This window comes from Kitasatospora sp. NPDC059327 (genome assembly GCF_042752535.1).
GTDB lineage: Bacteria > Actinomycetota > Actinomycetes > Streptomycetales > Streptomycetaceae > Kitasatospora.
Map to the genome: position 1 here is coordinate 84,202 of NZ_JBHYYB010000022.1, position 15,964 is coordinate 100,165.

The following is a 15,964-nucleotide window of genomic DNA, read 5'->3' on the forward strand; positions in this document are numbered from 1 at the left end:
GGTGTTGGGGGGGTGTGTTTTTTTTAAAAACCCCCCCCAAACCGCCCAACCCCCCCCCCCCCCCCCCCGGGGGGGTGGGGGGGGGGGGCGGGCCGGCCCCCCCCCCCCCCCCCCATCCCCGGGGTCAGCGCTTGCGCCTCTCCCGCTTCCTGCGCTCCTCGTCCTTCTCCAGTTGGTCGATCGCATCCGCCACCCGGCGCAGCCGCCGGGTCAGTGACCCGCGCTCGGGCGCCAGATCGCCCATCACCCACGTGGTCAGCGGTAGCGCGACCACCGCGATCAGCCAGATCACGGCTTGCTCCGCGCCCGGCACTCGAGGGCCGTCCTCTGAATTCGTGTTCGTCGTCATGGGCCCGACCGTAGGGCGGCGGCCCGCCCGACCCGGGCGCGATTCGCCGAGAAGCACCCGAACGGGTGTAGAGCGGCATGGTTGAGGAAGGGCAGCGTGTCACGTGATTCACCGGTCCCCGCATCTCATCCGGCGCCAGCCGGCCGGGAAGCCACCATCGTCGCCCGCCGCCTCGACAACTGTCAGACCCTCGAGGTCACCCGTACCGCCACTGACGGCGCCAGGAACACGAACAGCCCTCTGTGCGGCGCGAGTTGGCGGGCGGCGAAGGTCCTCGGCTATCCCCGTCTGATCACCTAAACCCAGGTCGGCGAGACCGGTGCGAGCCTGCGTGCCGAGGGCTGGGTCGTCCTCGCCCACCGCCCGCCCCGCCCGGGCTGGCACTGCACCAGCCAGCCCGCGGCTCTCTCGGCACCGCCCACGTCGCCCGCACCCCCTGTGGGAAGCCGTGACCGGATCGTGAAAGTGGGGACGGAGCGTAGTGACTGTCACATACGTGACGGTCACTACGGCGAACGGAGAAGTACGGAACTTCTGAGTCTTCAGGTTGTTGTACTCTGGTTTGGTTCTCGTGAAGCCTCCGGTATAGACTTACGTCATTGAAAAGGCCTTTTTGCTGACGCCACCAGCAATGAAAGAACGCACTTGTTTGTGCCACTTGCGACTATTGCCCAAGTCGTAAGTAATCTGAATCGAAACTTAACTAACTTCGATCAGATTAGTTTGCTTCTGGGTTCGAAGATTTCCGACGTCAATCTGTCGGGAAGCATGGTGATGCCGTCCGGTCTCACCGCTCAGAGTGCACACCGGACGGCCGGCAACCGCTACGCGGCGAAATCACCTAAGGCGCGGCCGAGGGCTCGTATCCCCCCGGCCGCGCCCGGCCTCAGGGCAGGCGGCGCAACAGCTCCACCAGCGCCCTCAAGGCCTCAATGGCGATCATGCGCCACTGCCAGCGGCGTCCCTGGTCATCCGGGCCGGAGTCCGACTCGTTGTCGTCTCCCGGCTTCGTTCGAACCGTCATGGAACGCTGCTCCCCTCCGAGTTTCAAACACTCGGGCCGGCTGGTCCGAGGCGCGCACCTTCACGCGTCAACGGGGGAGGGGCAGGAACTCCTGAATGCAGTGCCGATGCTGATCCTAGGGCCATCATCCGGCCGATAACAAATTCAGTCCGAATGCGCATATCGTTTCGATATGCATTCTCTGGCTTGCCATCCGTTGACCTGCGATGACGCATTTTGCTACCGCGTGGCATGCCCGGGCGGCCCGACCTGTCGTAGCCGTGAGCCATCATGAGGGGCGGTACCCGTTGCCCGACCGATCCCCCCGAGGCCGCCGATGTTCTCCCTGCCCGCCGCCGCCCGCGCCGCCGCAGTCCGCCGCCTGCGTGACGACCCTGCGGCGACCGAGGGTGAACGTGCCTCCGCCCGCGAGCAGTTGTCCCGCATGGAGGCAAGATACGGGCCGCTCGACGCGCCGGCCGCCGATCGGCTGGCGCCCAACGACCGTCGTACCTACGGTCCGAGCGCGCTGGCCACCCTGGGCCTGTCCAGTCGGGAGATTGCCAGTCTGATCAAGGACGAGATCAAGGCCGCCCGCGCGCCTCTGCCTCGCGCGCGCCGCCAGGACGGGCCGGTGGCCGCCCGCGACCCGATTCGCGACGCCCCCAAGGGCACCCGTATCACCGTCCGGCACCGGCAGTTCACCGGCAACTCCGCGATCGACGTCACCATCCGCGGTGTTCCGCTGGATTGGGCCGTCGACGGTACGGAAGAGGTTGGGCCAGGCCGCACCCGTCGGCGCCTCTCCGAACCCTGCGCGGGCCTGGTCGACGCCCTGGCGGCGATCAGCGCGGCCTACAACTGGCGCGGCGACGACACCCTCACGCAGGACTACGTCGACGTCCGCTTCTACTCCCACGTCAACCTCTACACCGCCTGCGGCGAACACCTCGTCACCTGAGCCGGGGACATGCAGGCGACGACGCAACGACCACCAAGCGGTAGGAAGACTCTCAGCGCGGATGTGAGTGGCCAGTGCGGCGCAGCTGGAGAAGCTGGCCCTGGAGGGCTACCGTTCGCCGCTCCGGGGCGCAGCGAGAACCGCTGCGCCCCGGGAATCACCCGATCGGGTGAACGTCTCCCGTTGGCTCTGCCCCGGCGTCTCATCGTGCCCATACGCTCCGCAGGAGCGGTGAGTGCCTGCGCGCACTGACCGTCACAGTCAGCGGGCCGGCCGGAGAGGTGCTTGGCGTGGTCGAAGTAGATCGGGCAGTGATTCGCTACCGGCCGCAGCGGGCCAAGGTGTCCAAGCTCCTCGCCTCGCACGCGGTGTTCCCTCACCAGGCACCCGGGTGGGACGAGGGATGCAAGACGCGCAGCTCCGGGTTCGTCCTCTGGGACGTCGGCGACCCGCTCAGCGTGCGCTGCCGCTACGTTCACTACGAGGGCGACGAGGTGACCGAGGGCCAGTACCACGACCGGATCCGCCGGATTCTGGACCGCACCGGCTACGAGACGAAGCAGATCGACGCCCCGGCCTGCAAGAACGTCGGCGTCCGGATCACCGGCACCCGGTTGATTGAGCCAGAAGACCGTCGACTCCTCGCCGCCCTGGCCCGCGGCAGCGTGCGCCTGGCCGGTGGCCGCTGGCACGACGACAGCCGCCCGGGCGGCCCGCTCCCGCACACCACCCCGGTCCGGGACTACGTACTGGCCGCCCTGGTCGTGCACGGCCCGGACCAGATCGGCCGACTCACCGCGGCAGGCTGGGAGCTGTACAACCGGACGGCCCGGTTCACTGCCCCGTCCGTCGACCTGAGCGAGTACGCCTGACCACAGTCCCGACCGGGATCGGCTCGAACCTACCTCCTGGGCATTCGGGAACGCCGCGTTCACGCGGCACCCGGTTCGCACCGGGGTCCCTCGCAGGGCTGATGAGCAAAGCGACTTCAGACCGCAGCATAGCGGCCGGGCGACGCGTCAGGACCCGCCGTCTGCTCTGGAGGACCGGGGGCGAGCGGCCACTGCCGTGAGCACTGCGCCGCCGTCCTACGGCAGCAGGGCGGGTACGGCCGCGCGGTGGATCAGGTCGGTGCGCTCGGGCACCGGGATGCCGGGGCACTCCTCCGTCCAGTGCTGCAGCATCCCACCGACCAGTGCCCCCGCCCAGGCCGGGGCACCGTGGCCCTGGCAGCCGGCCAGGCCCGTCAGTTGGTCGGCGGTGCGCGTCAGTAGCCCGCTGCCCGTGAGGTAGCCGAGGGCCTCGAGGTGTGCGCGCAGCCGGTGGCCGGCGTCGTGGGCCTGGTGCCCGGGCCGGGCGGCGCGACCGGGCTCCGGCCACAGGCACCGGATCGTGTCGTCGAGGAGACCGGGCAGCGTGGCGTCGTCGGGGAAGGCGGCGAGGCGGGCCGCGAGGTCGAGGGCGGCGATGTGCGTGGCCAGGTGGGCGAGGCCGACGGCGACGGCCCGGTCGTCGGTGGGCGCTCCCAGACGCCGGCCCAGGCGGAGCGCCGTGCGTCCGGCCCGGGCTGGGAAATCGGGGTGGTGGGCCGCGGTCAGCAGGTAGGCGCGACGGGCGGAGCGGTCGGCGCTGTAGGCCGAGGGACGGGCCCAGGCGGCGGCGGGTTCCCAGCCGCCGGCCGGGGAGCCGGGACCGGTCAGGTCGGGGTCGGCGAGGTGGGCGGAGAAGAGTTCGGCGGGGTGCTGCTCGGTGACGGGCATGGCGCTCCTTCGCGGTGCGGGTAAAGGCGGCCCGCGGTCCGGAATCCGTGTCCGAGACCGCCGGCGACCTCCGCCGGCGCGGAGAGCGTGGTGCCGCAGCCTGGCTCCGCTGGCGCGGAGAGGCCCCCGGGGGGCATGCGGGAGCGGTTGGCTGCGTGAGGCTCCTAGACGCCGGATTGTGCCACAAGGGGGATGTGGGAGGATGCCGGTCGAACACTTCCCCGCTGACGCGGGGTCAGCCGATGCGAGCTGTCACATTCGCCCGCGTGCGGGAATCACGGCGCCGCAGGTCCATCCCCCCGGCGGGCGGACCCAGCCCCGACGCCCTCCGAACACGGTGAACGGACCCGCACCATGCCCTGAGAGGAACCACACCCGTTGACCACCCCCGACCCGGCCGCCGTCATCACCCGCGCCCTCGCCGGCTACCTCGTGCCCGGCCACCGCTACCACTCCCCGCTGCCCGACGACCTGGCGCCCTGGTACTGCTACACCCACGACGGAGGGCACAGCATCCTCGTCGCCGTCCCCGAACCCGGTCGCGCCCTAAGCGAGGAGGAACTGACCCCGGCGCCGGTGAAGGCCGTCCTCAAGGCCGGTTGGCGCACCGACACCGCTACCGGCCTGATCGTCAGCGACCTCACCTACGATCCGGTACTCGGCCTGGTCACCGACCCCGACGACGACGAGTACGCCGACAACTCCCCGGCCTCCGTCGCCCAGCAGGCCGCCCTGCACCGCTACAGCGTCGGCGAACTCTACAACCCCAAGGTGACCCGCTGGCCCGACGGCCGAGGCGAGCTGCGCCTCACCCCCGCCGGCGCCGACTTCGTTCTCTTCTACGCCCGGCCCAAGCCCCACGAGATCCAGGCGTTCACCGGCAACGCCGAGTTCGCGGTCATCAACCGTGACCACGTCATGCTGCTGCTCTACGCCTTCACTGACCCGCACGACAGCGACCCCAAGAACGGACTGCCGTGGTCGGACGCCCCATGGGAGTACCACCGCCAGGTCGCTGCCGGGACTTCGGCCACCCTGCCCGACGACGGTTTCCCCCTCCACCTGCTCCTGGTTGACGCCGACACCGGCATCCTCCGGGCCCAGCGCATCACCGTCCCCAGTCCCGAGTTCGCCGACGTCCTGCGCCAGGCCATCGTCCGTCAGAACTCCCACCCGGCCGACCCGGCCGCCGCCACCCGCGAGATTCAGGCCCTCTACGACGCCGGCGACTCGCGAGATCTGTTGCTCCACGCCGATGCCCGCTTCGAGGCACTGCGCGACGGCACCATCTGACCGGCCCGGGTCGCCCGCCCCGACACTCGCCTCCTGCTCCCCACCCCTGTGGGGCCACGCCGACCGTCCCGGTTCGGCGCACCGATCACCAGGAGCAGACCATGACCACCGACGACCTGACGACCGTGTTCCGCCGCGCCATCGAGACGGCGAACGACGACTACAACCGGCTGGAGCACGCCAAGGATCACCGGTTCGAGTTGGAGATCAGCAGGGGCTGGTGGGACGACACCACCGCCTCCCGGTACGTGGACAACGCCCTTCACCAGCTGCTGCTGGAGCGCGACCCCGCCCTGCGGAGCGCGGACGTCGAGACGGTGCGGGCGGCGAAGATGGCGCTGCGCGCCGACCTCGCCCCCGAGATGACGCGCTACCTCGCCTACTGCCGCTCCGGCACCTTCACCGGGTGGAGCCACGCCGGCGCCGAGGACGGGCACCCCGTCATCCACCGCACGACCGAGGAGCGGCTGTGGACCGCCCCGGCCGGGCAGAGGGACCAGCGGGACCTGGAGCGCGCGCACCCCGCGAACCGGGCCCGCCCCGGGCGTCGCTGAACGATCCGAGCTCGCCTCCGCTCCCCATCCGCTGTGGGGCCGCGCCGCACCGCGGCACCCCGGTGGCCGGCCGAACGGCCGGCCACCGTCGTCTCGACCCGCCACCGTCGCAGAGGAGTCCGCCCGTGGACCTGTCCGCCGCCGCCCACCGCGCCCGCGTCACCGAGGCCCAGCTGCTCACCTGGTACCAGGAGGGCACCCTGGTCGCGACGCCCACCCCGGACGGCGAGCTGGACATCAGCCCCGCCGAGGCCCGGGCCGCCCGCACCCGCGCCCAGGACCTGCGCTACCGCGAGGCGGCCCGGCTGCACGCCGAGTTCCGCCGGGCGGGCGCCGCGTTGGTCGCGGGCCTGCCGGCGATGACCGGGGCGCCCGGGCACGTGCGATGGGCCAGGAGCATCCGTGACCACCGGCTTCGGGCGGCCCTGGAGGTGGGGGTGGTGTGCGACCGGCGCACGCTGCGCTACAGCTGGATGCTGGGCTCGTTCGCCACCTGCCACGACCCGCTGCTGCTCGCGTCGATCTCCGCCCTCTGTCCCCCTGACACCGGGAGCGAGGACGACGGCCGCCCCTACTTCTGGCCGTGCCCGGACCAGGCCCTGGCGGCGGTGCGCACCGCGCTGACCGACGGCGATCGCGCCGGGGCCCGGTTCTGGCTCCGCACCCGGGGCCTGGGCGGTACCTGGGGCACCGACCCCGTCGACCGGGAGCTTCCCGTGGGCCCCGTCCACTACGGCGGCACCACCACCTACCCGTGGACCGTCGTGCGTGACAGCGGCGCCGGCTCCCCCCGCGACCACGTTCTCCTCTACCTCGGCGCCAGCGGCCTGGACCCCGACGGCTACGACGTCGACGCGCTGACCGCCACCTACCTCGCCACCCTCACCCAGTACCTGCCCCACGACCTCACCGCCACCGGCGCCGGGTTCGTCGGTACGCACCGCTCCGACGCCTACGAGGACATCCGCACCGCGTACGAGCGCACCGACCTCGGCGCGCTCACCGCCCGCCACACCCGGGGCCGCTGACACCTCCTCTCCCGGCCCTGGAGCGGCCGCACCGACGCCACCCGCGTCCGACGGGCCGGCATGGACGGTGTTTCTTCGGAACGGCCGCGGGGAGGACCTGTCGGCCGGTAGGCTGCCCGGTGGCCGGACACGCACTGCCGAGTCGCTGCCCGTTCCCCGCCCACGCAGGGACGCCGGGCGCCGACGACGAAGGGGTCATCGGGGGTCACGCCCTGGACGCCCGTGGTTTCGTTGCCGTGCCCTTGTACCGGGCGGGGAGCGCGTGGGCAGGCCCGCCAGGATGCGAGCGCACCATCATGTCGCCGAAGAAGAACCGCTCCTACGCCGCTGGCCGGGCCCGCGCGAAGCAGGCAGCCGGCGCGACCGCCCCCTACACCGAGCTGCTCAGTTCGGGCCGGCCGGACCCGGTGGTCGAGGCGTTGCCGGTGTGGGTGGGGGTGGCCGTCCTCGCGCCGTGCGCGAGCCCCGAGGAACGCCAGGCCTCCGCGCAGGTCATCGCCGATGCCCTGGCTCACCTGACCGGCCCGGGCGGGCACCGCTACCCGGCGGCCGCCGCGGTCGTCGTCGCTGCCGTGCCGTGGCAGGCTCGCGGCGGCTTCCTGCAACTGTCGATCGCGGTCGAGGCACTGCGCGACTGGTCCGACCCGGGCGCCGCCGCCGCCACGATGGAGGATGTGCGGCAGGCCATCGCCGCCGCCGCGACCGCCGCCTGGCCGGCCTCGCCGGCCGGCCCCACCGTGGTGGGGGAGATCAGCCGGGGACGCTGGGACGTCATCACGGTCTCCGAGGTTGAGTCGTACGTCGCCACCCGCGGCGTCGATCCGGCGCTGCTGTCCGAGATCGGGACCGACAGCGGCCGGTGGGGCGCCGGGGACCGGGTGCCGGGCCGGGTGGTGTGGGAGCGGCCGAAGGGCCGGTGGGTGCCGCAGGAGTGGAGCAGCACGGGTACCCCGTTCACCCCGCCCGCCGGCACCCGGCCGGCCGACAACCCGTACGGGGAGGGCCACGGCGCCTTCGCCGTGCCGTTCCTGTTGACGGTCACGCTTCCGCGGCGCCAGTTCGACGACTGGGGAACGAGGATGGTCGCCACCGCGGTTCAGGCCGGCTGCCGGTTCCTCGTCCGCGACAACCGGTGGTACCGGGCGCACGCCGACGTGTTCGGCCCCCTGCCCGCCGAGCTGACGATGCCCCGCGCCACCGACACGCCCACGCCCGAGGGCTGGACCACCGTGACCCTGCTGGTGTCCGTCTTCGCCCGCCGGCCCGCGGACGAGAGCCCGGCCGAGTTGATGCACGACGCGTTCGCCGCGATCGCTGCGCGGCTGGCCGATCAGGTCCCGGCGCCGGCCGGCTTCGAACCCGCGTGGGTTCCGGTCACCTCGGCCGAGATGGCGGGCGGCCTGCGGGATCGGCTGACGATCAACGCGGTGGTCCGCCACGACGTCCACCCGTCGCTGCTGCCCGACCGCGCGGGCGGCTACGACACCTTCTACGGCGGCTTCCCGCACCGGGTGGTGGACGCGCACTGCCAGGGCTGGCACCACACCGGCCAGGGCCGCTACAACGCCGACTTCGGCTACGACCGGGGGCTAGCGCGGCTGGCCTTCGACGAACTCGCCGCCGGCCGGGGTCCGCTCGACTTCGTGGTGCCGCCCGAGGTCTACGAGGCCGAGCAGGTTCGCGAGATCCTCGGCGGCGTCGGGCGGCTGGCGGCCGGCACTCTGCTGGTCGCCGTCCACCGGGTGGCCGCCCGGCAGGCCGAGGAGGCGCGCGAGCAGGGCGCGCCGGGCGCCACCCTCTACGCCGGTCGGGAGGGCAGCTGGGAGACCGCGGCGATGCGGACCCTGGCCTGGGACCTGGGTGCAGACCTCGCCGACAACCCGGCCCGGTTCGCTGCGGCCGCTGTGGACGAGCTGGTCGAGGTGTTGGAGGGCTGGACCGAGGTCCAGGGCCGCTACACCGAGGTCGCCGGGAACCTCGCTCACCTCTTCGGCCAGGTCGCCGACGCGGCGGGCGGCTGGTCCGCCGTCGCCGACGAGCCGCTACAGCCCGGCGCCACCGTCGGCCACAGCGACGCGGCCGTCGAGCAGCTGCGGAACTGGCTGCTCTCCACGGCGAACTGCCGCCCCTGACAGGCACCCCGTACCCGGGCGGGCCCCCGAGGGCCCCGCCCGGGGCGGCACGTCCTACTCGGCGGGTATACCTGTTTCCGAACCCCTGTTATGCAAGGCTGACTTCATGAGTACAGAGCTGAATGACCGTGAGTGGGAGGCATTCATGGGCACCGCCCTTGGCCTCAGCGTTTCCGAGAGCGGCCTCCTTATCGACACCGACCCGCAGCAGAGCCTTACGCGGTGGGACTGGTCTAAGCCGGTGAAGCCGGCCGGTCCCGCTGCATCCGATGGCTGAGAGCCGTTCGCTGACTGGTTGGCGCTGTTCTCGGGTGAGCCCCACCGGCTCCCTACGTGCTCGTGCCGGCCGGCCGCAGGTCGCTCGGCGGCCGGCGCCTGCGGCCGCAGGCCGCCCGTTGCGCGTCCAACATCCGTCCGGGCCCGGTCCGCCGCACCGGGATGACGAGCAGCTGCTCCGCCCGGTCCCCGGCGGGTGCGGGCAGAGCGAGCGGCGCGGACGGCTCCCAGCCCCGGCCGGCGAGGACCCGCACCGCCCAGTCCCGCGCGTTGCTCGGCGCGAGGCCCCGTAGCGGTGGCCGCAGCACCTCCGCCTCGGCGCCGACGCCGTCGATCTCCAAGCACCAGCCACGCTCACCGAGCCGCCCGTCACAGCGGTGGCGCAGCACCATCACGTGCAGGCGTGCCGGCCCGGCGCCGAGCGGCGCCCAGTCGGCCGCCACCGTGAGGTCGACGACCGGCTCGCTCGCCCGCTGCCGGCGCTCTGCCTCCTCGCGCGTCCGCTCCCGCCGCACGGCGGCGTCGGCGGCGGCATGGGCGGCGTAGCGCTCGGCGGCCTCGCGGGCGGGCTCCACGTCGGCGGGGTGCGTCAGGGGGGCGGTGATGTCCGCCAGGCCGGCGGTGCAGCCGTCCGGGCACCACCAGTGCGAGACGCGACCGGCCGGCAGATTCGCACGCTTGGCCGCCATGGCGCGCACGTCCTCGTTCCCGCACACCGCGCACCGGTAGGGGACACCGGGTCGGTACGGGCCGTGGACGGTCGCCAGCAGCTCCACCGTTCGCCCGGGCCTCGACTCCAGCACGTCGGCCGCGGTCCACAGACGGGTGGACCACCAGCAGGCCGGTAGCGCGGACCGCACGTCATCAGACACCCGGCACCGCCACCGGGTTCAAGTCGAACCCCAGCCGGGCGTCCACCGTGGCCCTCGCCTCGTCCAGGCGCCCCTTGTGCGGCTGCTCGGAGATCCGGCCGGTGGACGTGCGGCAGTGCTCGCCCCGCCCGGCCCCGCACCTCGGCGACGAGCAGTCCGTGAGCAGCAGTTCCACCCGGATCGCCTTCTCCCGCTCGGCCGTACGCCGGGCACGGGCCGCCCTCGACTCCACGAAGACCACCCCGGCCATCGCCGCCGGGAACGTCGTGACGGCCCGCTCCTGGCCGAAGCGCTCCCGGCGCCACGCCGGAGCGCTCGGATCACTCGGGGCGACCCGGTCGGCCAGCAGCTCCAACTGGCGCATCGTCGGCACGACCGCCGGCCCGCCGTAGGACTCCCGACGCTCCTCCTGGCGGGCGGCCGCGCCCCAGCGCGCGCCGTCGGGCAACGTCGCGGCGAGCGGGACATCCCCGGCCGTGATCGCGGTCAGCCGCTGCGCCAGGGCGGCTCCGGCGGTGAGTTCGGCGGCCTGGCGGCGCAGCTGCTCGATCAGGTCGGCGAGTTCGACGGGCTGGGCGGGGGTCTCGGCGGCGTGCGCGAGCTGGGCGAGCAGCACCGCGGCGCCGGACAGGTGGAGGGTGATCTCCTCCAAGGTGACGCGCCGGCCGGCGCGCAGGTGGGCGGTGTCGGCCGGGTCGGTGCTGGTCTGCGCGGCCGCCGTGGTGGCCTGGTCAACGGACATCGGCGCACAGCTCCTCGATGAGGGCCTGCTGGCGGTCGCGGGGGAAGCCGGACATGCCGGCGGCGATGCAGAACAGGTAGCGCACGACGCCGTCGAGTTCGGCGTCGCTCAGTTCGTCGTCCAGGATCCGTTCCGCGCCGGGCCGGCCGGTGGCGATGAACGCCGACACCAGCAGGTGCAGGGTGGTCAGCGCCGGGGCCTGTGCCATCGGCGGCGGCTGCTGGCGGTAGTAGCGCACGGCCGCGTCCATGCCGGTGCCGTAGTACCCGGTGGAGAGCGTGTACTGGGCCAGGAGAAGCGCGGCTTCGCGGCCGGCGGCCGGGCCGCGCTCGGCCAGGCCCTCGAAGAGGTCGAGGGCGTGCTCGCCGGTCTCGTCGTCGACGGTGCCGGCCAGCGCGGACTGCACCAGCATCGGCAGCGGGATCCCGTCCGCCAGCTGCTCGGCGGTCAGGAACACCATCCCGTCGGCGGTGAAGGGGTTCTCCGGCGCCTCGGTGGCCTCCGGCAGGTCATCCTCCGCGTCCTCCTGCGGATCGTCCTGAGAGGTGGGCGGTGTGGCCGCGGCGGCGAACTCGCCCGGGGTGGCGCCGAGCGCGGCCCACAGGTCAAGGGCGTCCTCGACCACGTCGCGCACCTCGGCGGCGCTCAGCTCCTCCAGCACGGCGAGCATCGGCGCGGCCGGCGCCGGACCGTCCAGGCCGGCCGCCAGCATCTGGCGGGCCACCGTCCACACCCGCACCGAGGCGGGCGCCATGAAGCCGGGCGAGGGCAGCAGGCTGAACGGCAGCCCGGCCAGGTTGGCCACCACGAGCCGGTCGCCGGCCACCAGCGCGGGGATCGCGGAGTCCTGGCACGGCCGGCACCCGGCGCGGGCGGCGCCGACCAGCGCGGCCGCCGGGGCGAGACTCACCTGTCGAGTGACCCCGTACAGACGGGAGTCCATCACCCCGAAGTCGGGCGCCGGGTGCCGGTGCGCGGAGCCGCCGGCGGCCGCGGTGTACGGGGCTCCGGTGGCCCGCTGCTTCGCGCGGGCGGACTTCTTCTGGGAGCGGTTCTTCTTGGGCACGTGATGCCTCTCGGCGCGGTGCTCGGTCCCGCGACCCGGGCCCGCGCGCAGCATCAGCGCAAGGCAGAGGGTGGACCTGACGGACGTTCAACCTCGCGCGGTGCGGGAGCACTTCGGCTCCTACCACCTTGACCGCTGTGCCGCCCGTCGCGGGCAGGATCGGCGGGACTCGGGCTCGGCGCGCTAGCCCATACCCCTACAGGTACGGACGGCACAATAGCGTCAACCCTGGGCAACAAGCCAGCACGACGCGGCCGAGGGCCCGAGCACCGCTCGGGCCGGACGCTCAGCCCTCCTCGAAGGCCTCGGGGTGAAGGTGCCGCGAGACCACCTGCGCGATCGTGTCCAGCGCGGCCCGCAGCTGCAGGTGCTCGGCCCCCGTCACGGCGGTGTTCAGCAGCGGGAACGCACCCCCGAGGGTGAGGTGGCCGGCATCCGGACGCCCGTCCGGCGCCGGAGCGACCTTCACCGTGATCGAGTACGCGGCCGGCACGCTCAGGGTGACGGTGGCGCCGTCGGCGACGGCTTGGCCGCCGTCACCGAACAGGTCGACGTCCTCCTGCCGGGCCTTCGCCGCGAGCTCCTCGCGCGAGTACCGCCCGGCCACCAGGGCCTGGGCGTGGGCGAGCGCCTCCCGGAGCCGGAAGATCAGGTCGTCGGCCATCTCCGCCGCGTGCCCGCTCTCGGACGCGGGATCGATCGCCGTGGCGAGACGCTCCAGTCCGATACTCAGCTGCCACAGCGCCTCCGCCGCCGGCCCGGGCTGCTCGACGAGCACCGCAGGACCGCACACCGCGTCGGCGACCTGCGCGAGCTGGTGGACGTCCTCGGCGCGCAGCGGCGCGAACCGCGGCCCGGGCGGCCCGTTCAGCGCCGCGCGCGAGGCGTCGACGCCGTGCGCCGCCAGCCGCTCCCGGGCGTGCCCGGCCGTGCACCCGGCGGCGCGGGCGAGTACCTCGAGGTCGCGTACGCCTGTCCACCAGGCGGCGGCCAGGGCCTCGCCGAGTTCGGCCACGTGGGCGCCGGCGACGTCGTGGGCGGCGGCGAGTTCGGCCAGCGCGGCCAGGCACGCGGCCTGCGCCACGGCCGACGACCCGGTCCGGACCGCGGAGGAGGAGATGGTCACGTCTTCCAGCGTAGACCTCGGGGTGCGGCCCGGGAGCCGGTTTCGCAAGCGGCCGGCAGCGGCCCGGACTCGGGCCCTTGCCCAGCCGGCTGCCGGGGGCACCGAGCGCTCCAGGGCGTAGCGCGCCAGCAACTCCAGGAACTGCAGGTTCGAATCGTCGTCCATTGCCTTCGCCTCCGCCTGAACCAGTCCCCCGGCGACGGCACGGTGCCGCGACGGGGAGCACCGGCCTTGTGGCGTGAGGCGGCTGCCGTACTCGGAACTCGCTTGGTGGCTCTGGCTCGGGTTCCGTGGCTGCTCGACGATCAGCCTGCCCGACCGGCCGACGACGGTTCAACCGGGCGTGCGGGGCAAACCACCCGGCGCGCGGGCACCCCCTGCACGCCCTCCCCCCGGGACGCGGCCGTGGCGAGGCCAGGGTGTTGGTGCGGCAGGTCGCCTGTCAGACGGGACGCGGGCGGGCGCCGACGGCCGCCTGAGCGTCGCGGTGCGCCTCCTGCACGCGCAGGTAGTTGGCGTAGCTCAGCTTCTCGTGCAGGCCGTCACTCATGCCGCACTGGTGAATGAGGACCGGTCCACGGAACCGGTAGCAGCAGTGATCGGCGAGCGCGTCGACGACGCTGATGCCGATGAGGTTGGGTGGCCCGGCCTCGGCGGTGGTACTGCCGGACACCCACAGGTCGTCGCCGCATCGCTGCGTCTCGCGGTGGTGGAAACCGAGCTGGTCGGAGGCGATGACGAGCGGTAGATGCGCCAGGCGTTTGTCGGGGTGGATCACGAACGCGTCCCGTTCGCGGACGTGGCCCAGGATCCGCGCGAGCTGGGGAGCGTCACCGACCCGCAGCCGGTAGCGGCGGGCGAGGGCCTGCGCCTCCTTCAGCAGGTAGTCGGAACCGGCCGGACTGCTACGGCGCTGCTTCGCGGGCATACCTCGTCAACGACCATCCGGCCTTCGAAGACACGGAAGGGACCTCACACCGGACAACCGCCGGCCCACGGTCACCGGGGCCGGCGTCGCCGCGGCGTCGTGCCCCAACTGCTATCCCAGGCCGTTCCCCAGATCGTGTCGGGCACTGCGCCCCACGTCGAGTCGGAGGCGAGACCCCACACGGAGTCGCGGCGGCCGGTGCGGGCGGAGCGAGCGGTCACGGTGGCCTCCCGAGTGCAGATGATCAGGGACGCCACTGTAGGCCCGCCCGGGAACGATGTCACCGTCCGAGCACCGCGGTGGATGCCGAGATGGTTGGATGCCGCCCATGGACATCGCCACCACCATCGTCGGAGCCGGGACGAAGGCTCTCGCCGGCGTGCTGACCTCGGGCAAGCGCATCGGCGTCGCGTCGGTCGGCAGCCGGGAAGACCTGCGCGCCGTCTACCTCGACTACGGGCAGGCCTGCACCCACTACGTCCTGGCCGTGGGGTGGATGCACGAGCTGGGAGCGAGCGACCCGAAGAACCAGTGGAAGCTGGCCGACACGGCGATAACGAGCCTGGCCGCCGCGGCGAGCATGATGTCGCTGGCCCATGTGGCCGTGCGCATGTCCGCCAGCCCGGAGGTACAGCGTCAAGCCCGCGAACTTGGGGACGCCACCATGGCTCTGGGCAATGGTGACGCCGTTCTGGGAGCGCCGAAGCGAGAGGCTCTGCACAAGACGTTCGTGGACACCATGGACGCCTACCTCCTGCTGTGCCGAGTCGAACTGCGTTACCGCCCCCGATGGTGGGAGCCGCACCGCTCGATACCGCGCTGGTGGAAGGACAGGTCGGCGCGGAAGGAGGCGGAGCAACTCCTGAGGCGTGATCCGGCCGGGCAGTGAAGTCGCCGAGAAGCGCGGCTGGTTCGCCCCGGGAATCCGGGCGGCTACGTTTCGCGGTTGGTCAAGCACTCTACGCTGTCACCCATGAAGCTGCTGCACGTCACCATGGTCCTGGCCGCCATCCTGATCGCCCTGCTCGCCGGCGCCGGCGGCTACTACCTGCGCGACAGCCGGGAGAGCGCCCCCGTCCCCACCTACATCACCGTGCCCCCGAGCCCCGCCGCGACGCTGCCGCCCACCGCCGGCGCGAGCCCGGCGACGCCGACCCCGTGACAGTCCGGGCGCGCCCGGGTCACTCGCGCACGGCCCAGAACCGGTCCGCCTGGTCGTGCTCCTGAACGGATGCCGACAGCGAGCCCGGCGCCTCCTTCCACAGCATTCGCCACCTGTCGGCGCCCTCGTACATGTCCACGATGACCGACAGGTTCCGGGTCGTGTTGACCCACGACGAGGTCTGGTCCTGGAAGCCGTAGTCGGTGAAGCTGACCGGCGTCTGCTCATACACCGCGGCGAACTGCAGGCGCCGGCCGCCCCAGTTGATGTCCTGGTAGAAGCAGTAGTAGGCCGGGTCGTGCGGGCACTGCTTCCAGTCCGCGTCTGCGGCGGCGCCGCGCCGCAGGGTGTCCCCGCTCCAGGCCGGCGCCTGGGCCTGGCCGGGCAGCGGCAACACCACCACCGCGCCGTCCGGGTAGGTGACCTCGTTCGCCGCGCTCTGGCGCCCGCCGCGGCCGCCGGCGAGCTGATCGTCGACCGCGTGCTGCAGGTCCGCCCGCTGCCCGGGGGTGAGCGCGGTGATGAGAGGTCGGGTGTCGTCCGGACCGCGCGGCCGCGCTCCGGCGGCCTGCGCGCCGAGCAGCGAGGCCACGGTGAGCGCGCCGGCCGCCAGCCGCAGCACCCGGGAGCGGGGGAAGGTCAGCATGTGGCAACCCTATGTCATCGATCGATCGCGCAGGGTGGCATCTGACGTTTGACCAGCTCGAACACT

At 72.9% G+C, this 15,964-nt stretch carries 18 protein-coding genes; 9 read left to right on the top strand and 9 right to left on the bottom strand.

The window, feature by feature from the left end; genetic code table 11:
• Nucleotides 1-124: 124 nt before the first annotated feature.
• Entirely contained in the window at nt 125-349 is a 225-nt protein-coding gene (locus ACFXHB_RS16110) for a hypothetical protein (protein WP_380574824.1), read from the bottom strand.
• 96 nt (nt 350-445) lie between these two features.
• Here ACFXHB_RS16110 and ACFXHB_RS16115 point away from each other — a divergent pair, with 96 nt between their 5' ends.
• On the top strand, nt 446-649 hold the full coding sequence (locus ACFXHB_RS16115; RefSeq protein WP_380574826.1) for an XF1762 family protein: 204 nt from the start codon (nt 446-448) through the stop codon (nt 647-649).
• Between the two features lie 586 nt (nt 650-1,235).
• Here ACFXHB_RS16115 and ACFXHB_RS16120 read toward each other — a convergent pair.
• Entirely contained in the window at nt 1,236-1,373 is a 138-nt protein-coding gene (locus ACFXHB_RS16120) for a hypothetical protein (RefSeq protein ID WP_380574827.1), read from the bottom strand.
• A 316-nt stretch (nt 1,374-1,689) separates the two neighbouring features.
• Here ACFXHB_RS16120 and ACFXHB_RS16125 point away from each other — a divergent pair, with 316 nt between their 5' ends.
• Both ACFXHB_RS16125 and ACFXHB_RS16130 read left to right on the top strand, forming a co-directional pair.
• A complete protein-coding gene (locus tag ACFXHB_RS16125) occupies nt 1,690-2,313 on the top strand; it encodes a hypothetical protein (RefSeq protein ID WP_380574828.1) in 624 nt (207 codons plus the stop codon).
• A 311-nt stretch (nt 2,314-2,624) separates the two neighbouring features.
• The gene (locus ACFXHB_RS16130) at nt 2,625-3,185 is read left to right on the top strand and encodes a hypothetical protein (RefSeq protein WP_380574829.1); all 561 of its coding nucleotides are present in this window, start codon (nt 2,625-2,627) and stop codon (nt 3,183-3,185) included.
• A 216-nt stretch (nt 3,186-3,401) separates the two neighbouring features.
• Here ACFXHB_RS16130 and ACFXHB_RS16135 read toward each other — a convergent pair whose 3' ends face one another.
• Nucleotides 3,402-4,073 carry a hypothetical protein gene (locus ACFXHB_RS16135; protein ID WP_380574830.1) on the bottom strand — a complete coding sequence of 224 codons (672 nt, stop codon included), beginning with the start codon at nt 4,071-4,073 and terminating at the stop codon, nt 3,402-3,404.
• A gap of 378 nt (nt 4,074-4,451) precedes the next feature.
• Between ACFXHB_RS16135 and ACFXHB_RS16140 the strand changes: the two genes are divergently transcribed.
• The 4 genes from ACFXHB_RS16140 to ACFXHB_RS16155 all read left to right on the top strand — a co-directional run bounded on the left by ACFXHB_RS16140 (nt 4,452) and on the right by ACFXHB_RS16155 (nt 9,080).
• A complete protein-coding gene (locus ACFXHB_RS16140) occupies nt 4,452-5,366 on the top strand; it encodes a hypothetical protein (RefSeq protein ID WP_380574832.1) in 915 nt (304 codons plus the stop codon).
• Between the two features lie 101 nt (nt 5,367-5,467).
• Nucleotides 5,468-5,920: a hypothetical protein gene (locus ACFXHB_RS16145; protein ID WP_380574833.1), complete on the top strand. Its 453-nt coding sequence runs from the start codon at nt 5,468-5,470 to the stop codon at nt 5,918-5,920.
• Nucleotides 5,921-6,045: 125 nt separating this feature from the next.
• Entirely contained in the window at nt 6,046-6,948 is a 903-nt protein-coding gene (locus ACFXHB_RS16150; RefSeq protein WP_380574834.1) for a hypothetical protein, read from the top strand.
• Nucleotides 6,949-7,244: 296 nt separating this feature from the next.
• Entirely contained in the window at nt 7,245-9,080 is a 1,836-nt protein-coding gene (locus tag ACFXHB_RS16155) for a hypothetical protein (protein ID WP_380574835.1), read from the top strand.
• A gap of 329 nt (nt 9,081-9,409) precedes the next feature.
• Here the strand turns inward: ACFXHB_RS16155 and ACFXHB_RS16160 are convergent, their stop codons facing one another.
• From ACFXHB_RS16160 to ACFXHB_RS16180, 5 genes are all read right to left on the bottom strand, one after another.
• Complete coding sequence (locus ACFXHB_RS16160) at nt 9,410-10,228, bottom strand: hypothetical protein (protein ID WP_380574836.1); 819 nt, start codon at nt 10,226-10,228, stop codon at nt 9,410-9,412.
• Complete coding sequence (locus ACFXHB_RS16165) at nt 10,221-10,970, bottom strand: hypothetical protein (RefSeq protein ID WP_380574837.1); 750 nt, start codon at nt 10,968-10,970, stop codon at nt 10,221-10,223. The genes ACFXHB_RS16160 and ACFXHB_RS16165 overlap by 8 nt, the downstream gene beginning before the upstream one ends.
• Entirely contained in the window at nt 10,960-12,036 is a 1,077-nt protein-coding gene (locus ACFXHB_RS16170) for a hypothetical protein (protein WP_380574838.1), read from the bottom strand. Before ACFXHB_RS16170 ends, ACFXHB_RS16165 begins: the two co-directional genes overlap by 11 nt.
• 286 nt (nt 12,037-12,322) lie before the next feature.
• A complete protein-coding gene (locus ACFXHB_RS16175; protein WP_380574840.1) occupies nt 12,323-13,162 on the bottom strand; it encodes a hypothetical protein in 840 nt (279 codons plus the stop codon).
• 442 nt (nt 13,163-13,604) lie between these two features.
• Nucleotides 13,605-14,090 (bottom strand): hypothetical protein, encoded by a 486-nt coding sequence (locus tag ACFXHB_RS16180; protein ID WP_380574841.1) that lies wholly within the window; start codon nt 14,088-14,090, stop codon nt 13,605-13,607.
• Nucleotides 14,091-14,409: 319 nt separating this feature from the next.
• Here ACFXHB_RS16180 and ACFXHB_RS16185 point away from each other — a divergent pair, with 319 nt between their 5' ends.
• Both ACFXHB_RS16185 and ACFXHB_RS16190 read left to right on the top strand, forming a co-directional pair.
• Nucleotides 14,410-14,979 (top strand): hypothetical protein, encoded by a 570-nt coding sequence (locus ACFXHB_RS16185; protein ID WP_380574843.1) that lies wholly within the window; start codon nt 14,410-14,412, stop codon nt 14,977-14,979.
• A gap of 84 nt (nt 14,980-15,063) precedes the next feature.
• Nucleotides 15,064-15,252: a hypothetical protein gene (locus tag ACFXHB_RS16190; protein ID WP_380574844.1), complete on the top strand. Its 189-nt coding sequence runs from the start codon at nt 15,064-15,066 to the stop codon at nt 15,250-15,252.
• A 19-nt stretch (nt 15,253-15,271) separates the two neighbouring features.
• Here the strand turns inward: ACFXHB_RS16190 and ACFXHB_RS16195 are convergent, their stop codons facing one another.
• Nucleotides 15,272-15,898, bottom strand: coding sequence for a peptidase inhibitor family I36 protein (locus tag ACFXHB_RS16195; RefSeq protein ID WP_380574845.1), 627 nt, complete (start codon nt 15,896-15,898; stop codon nt 15,272-15,274).
• Nucleotides 15,899-15,964 lie beyond the last annotated feature (66 nt).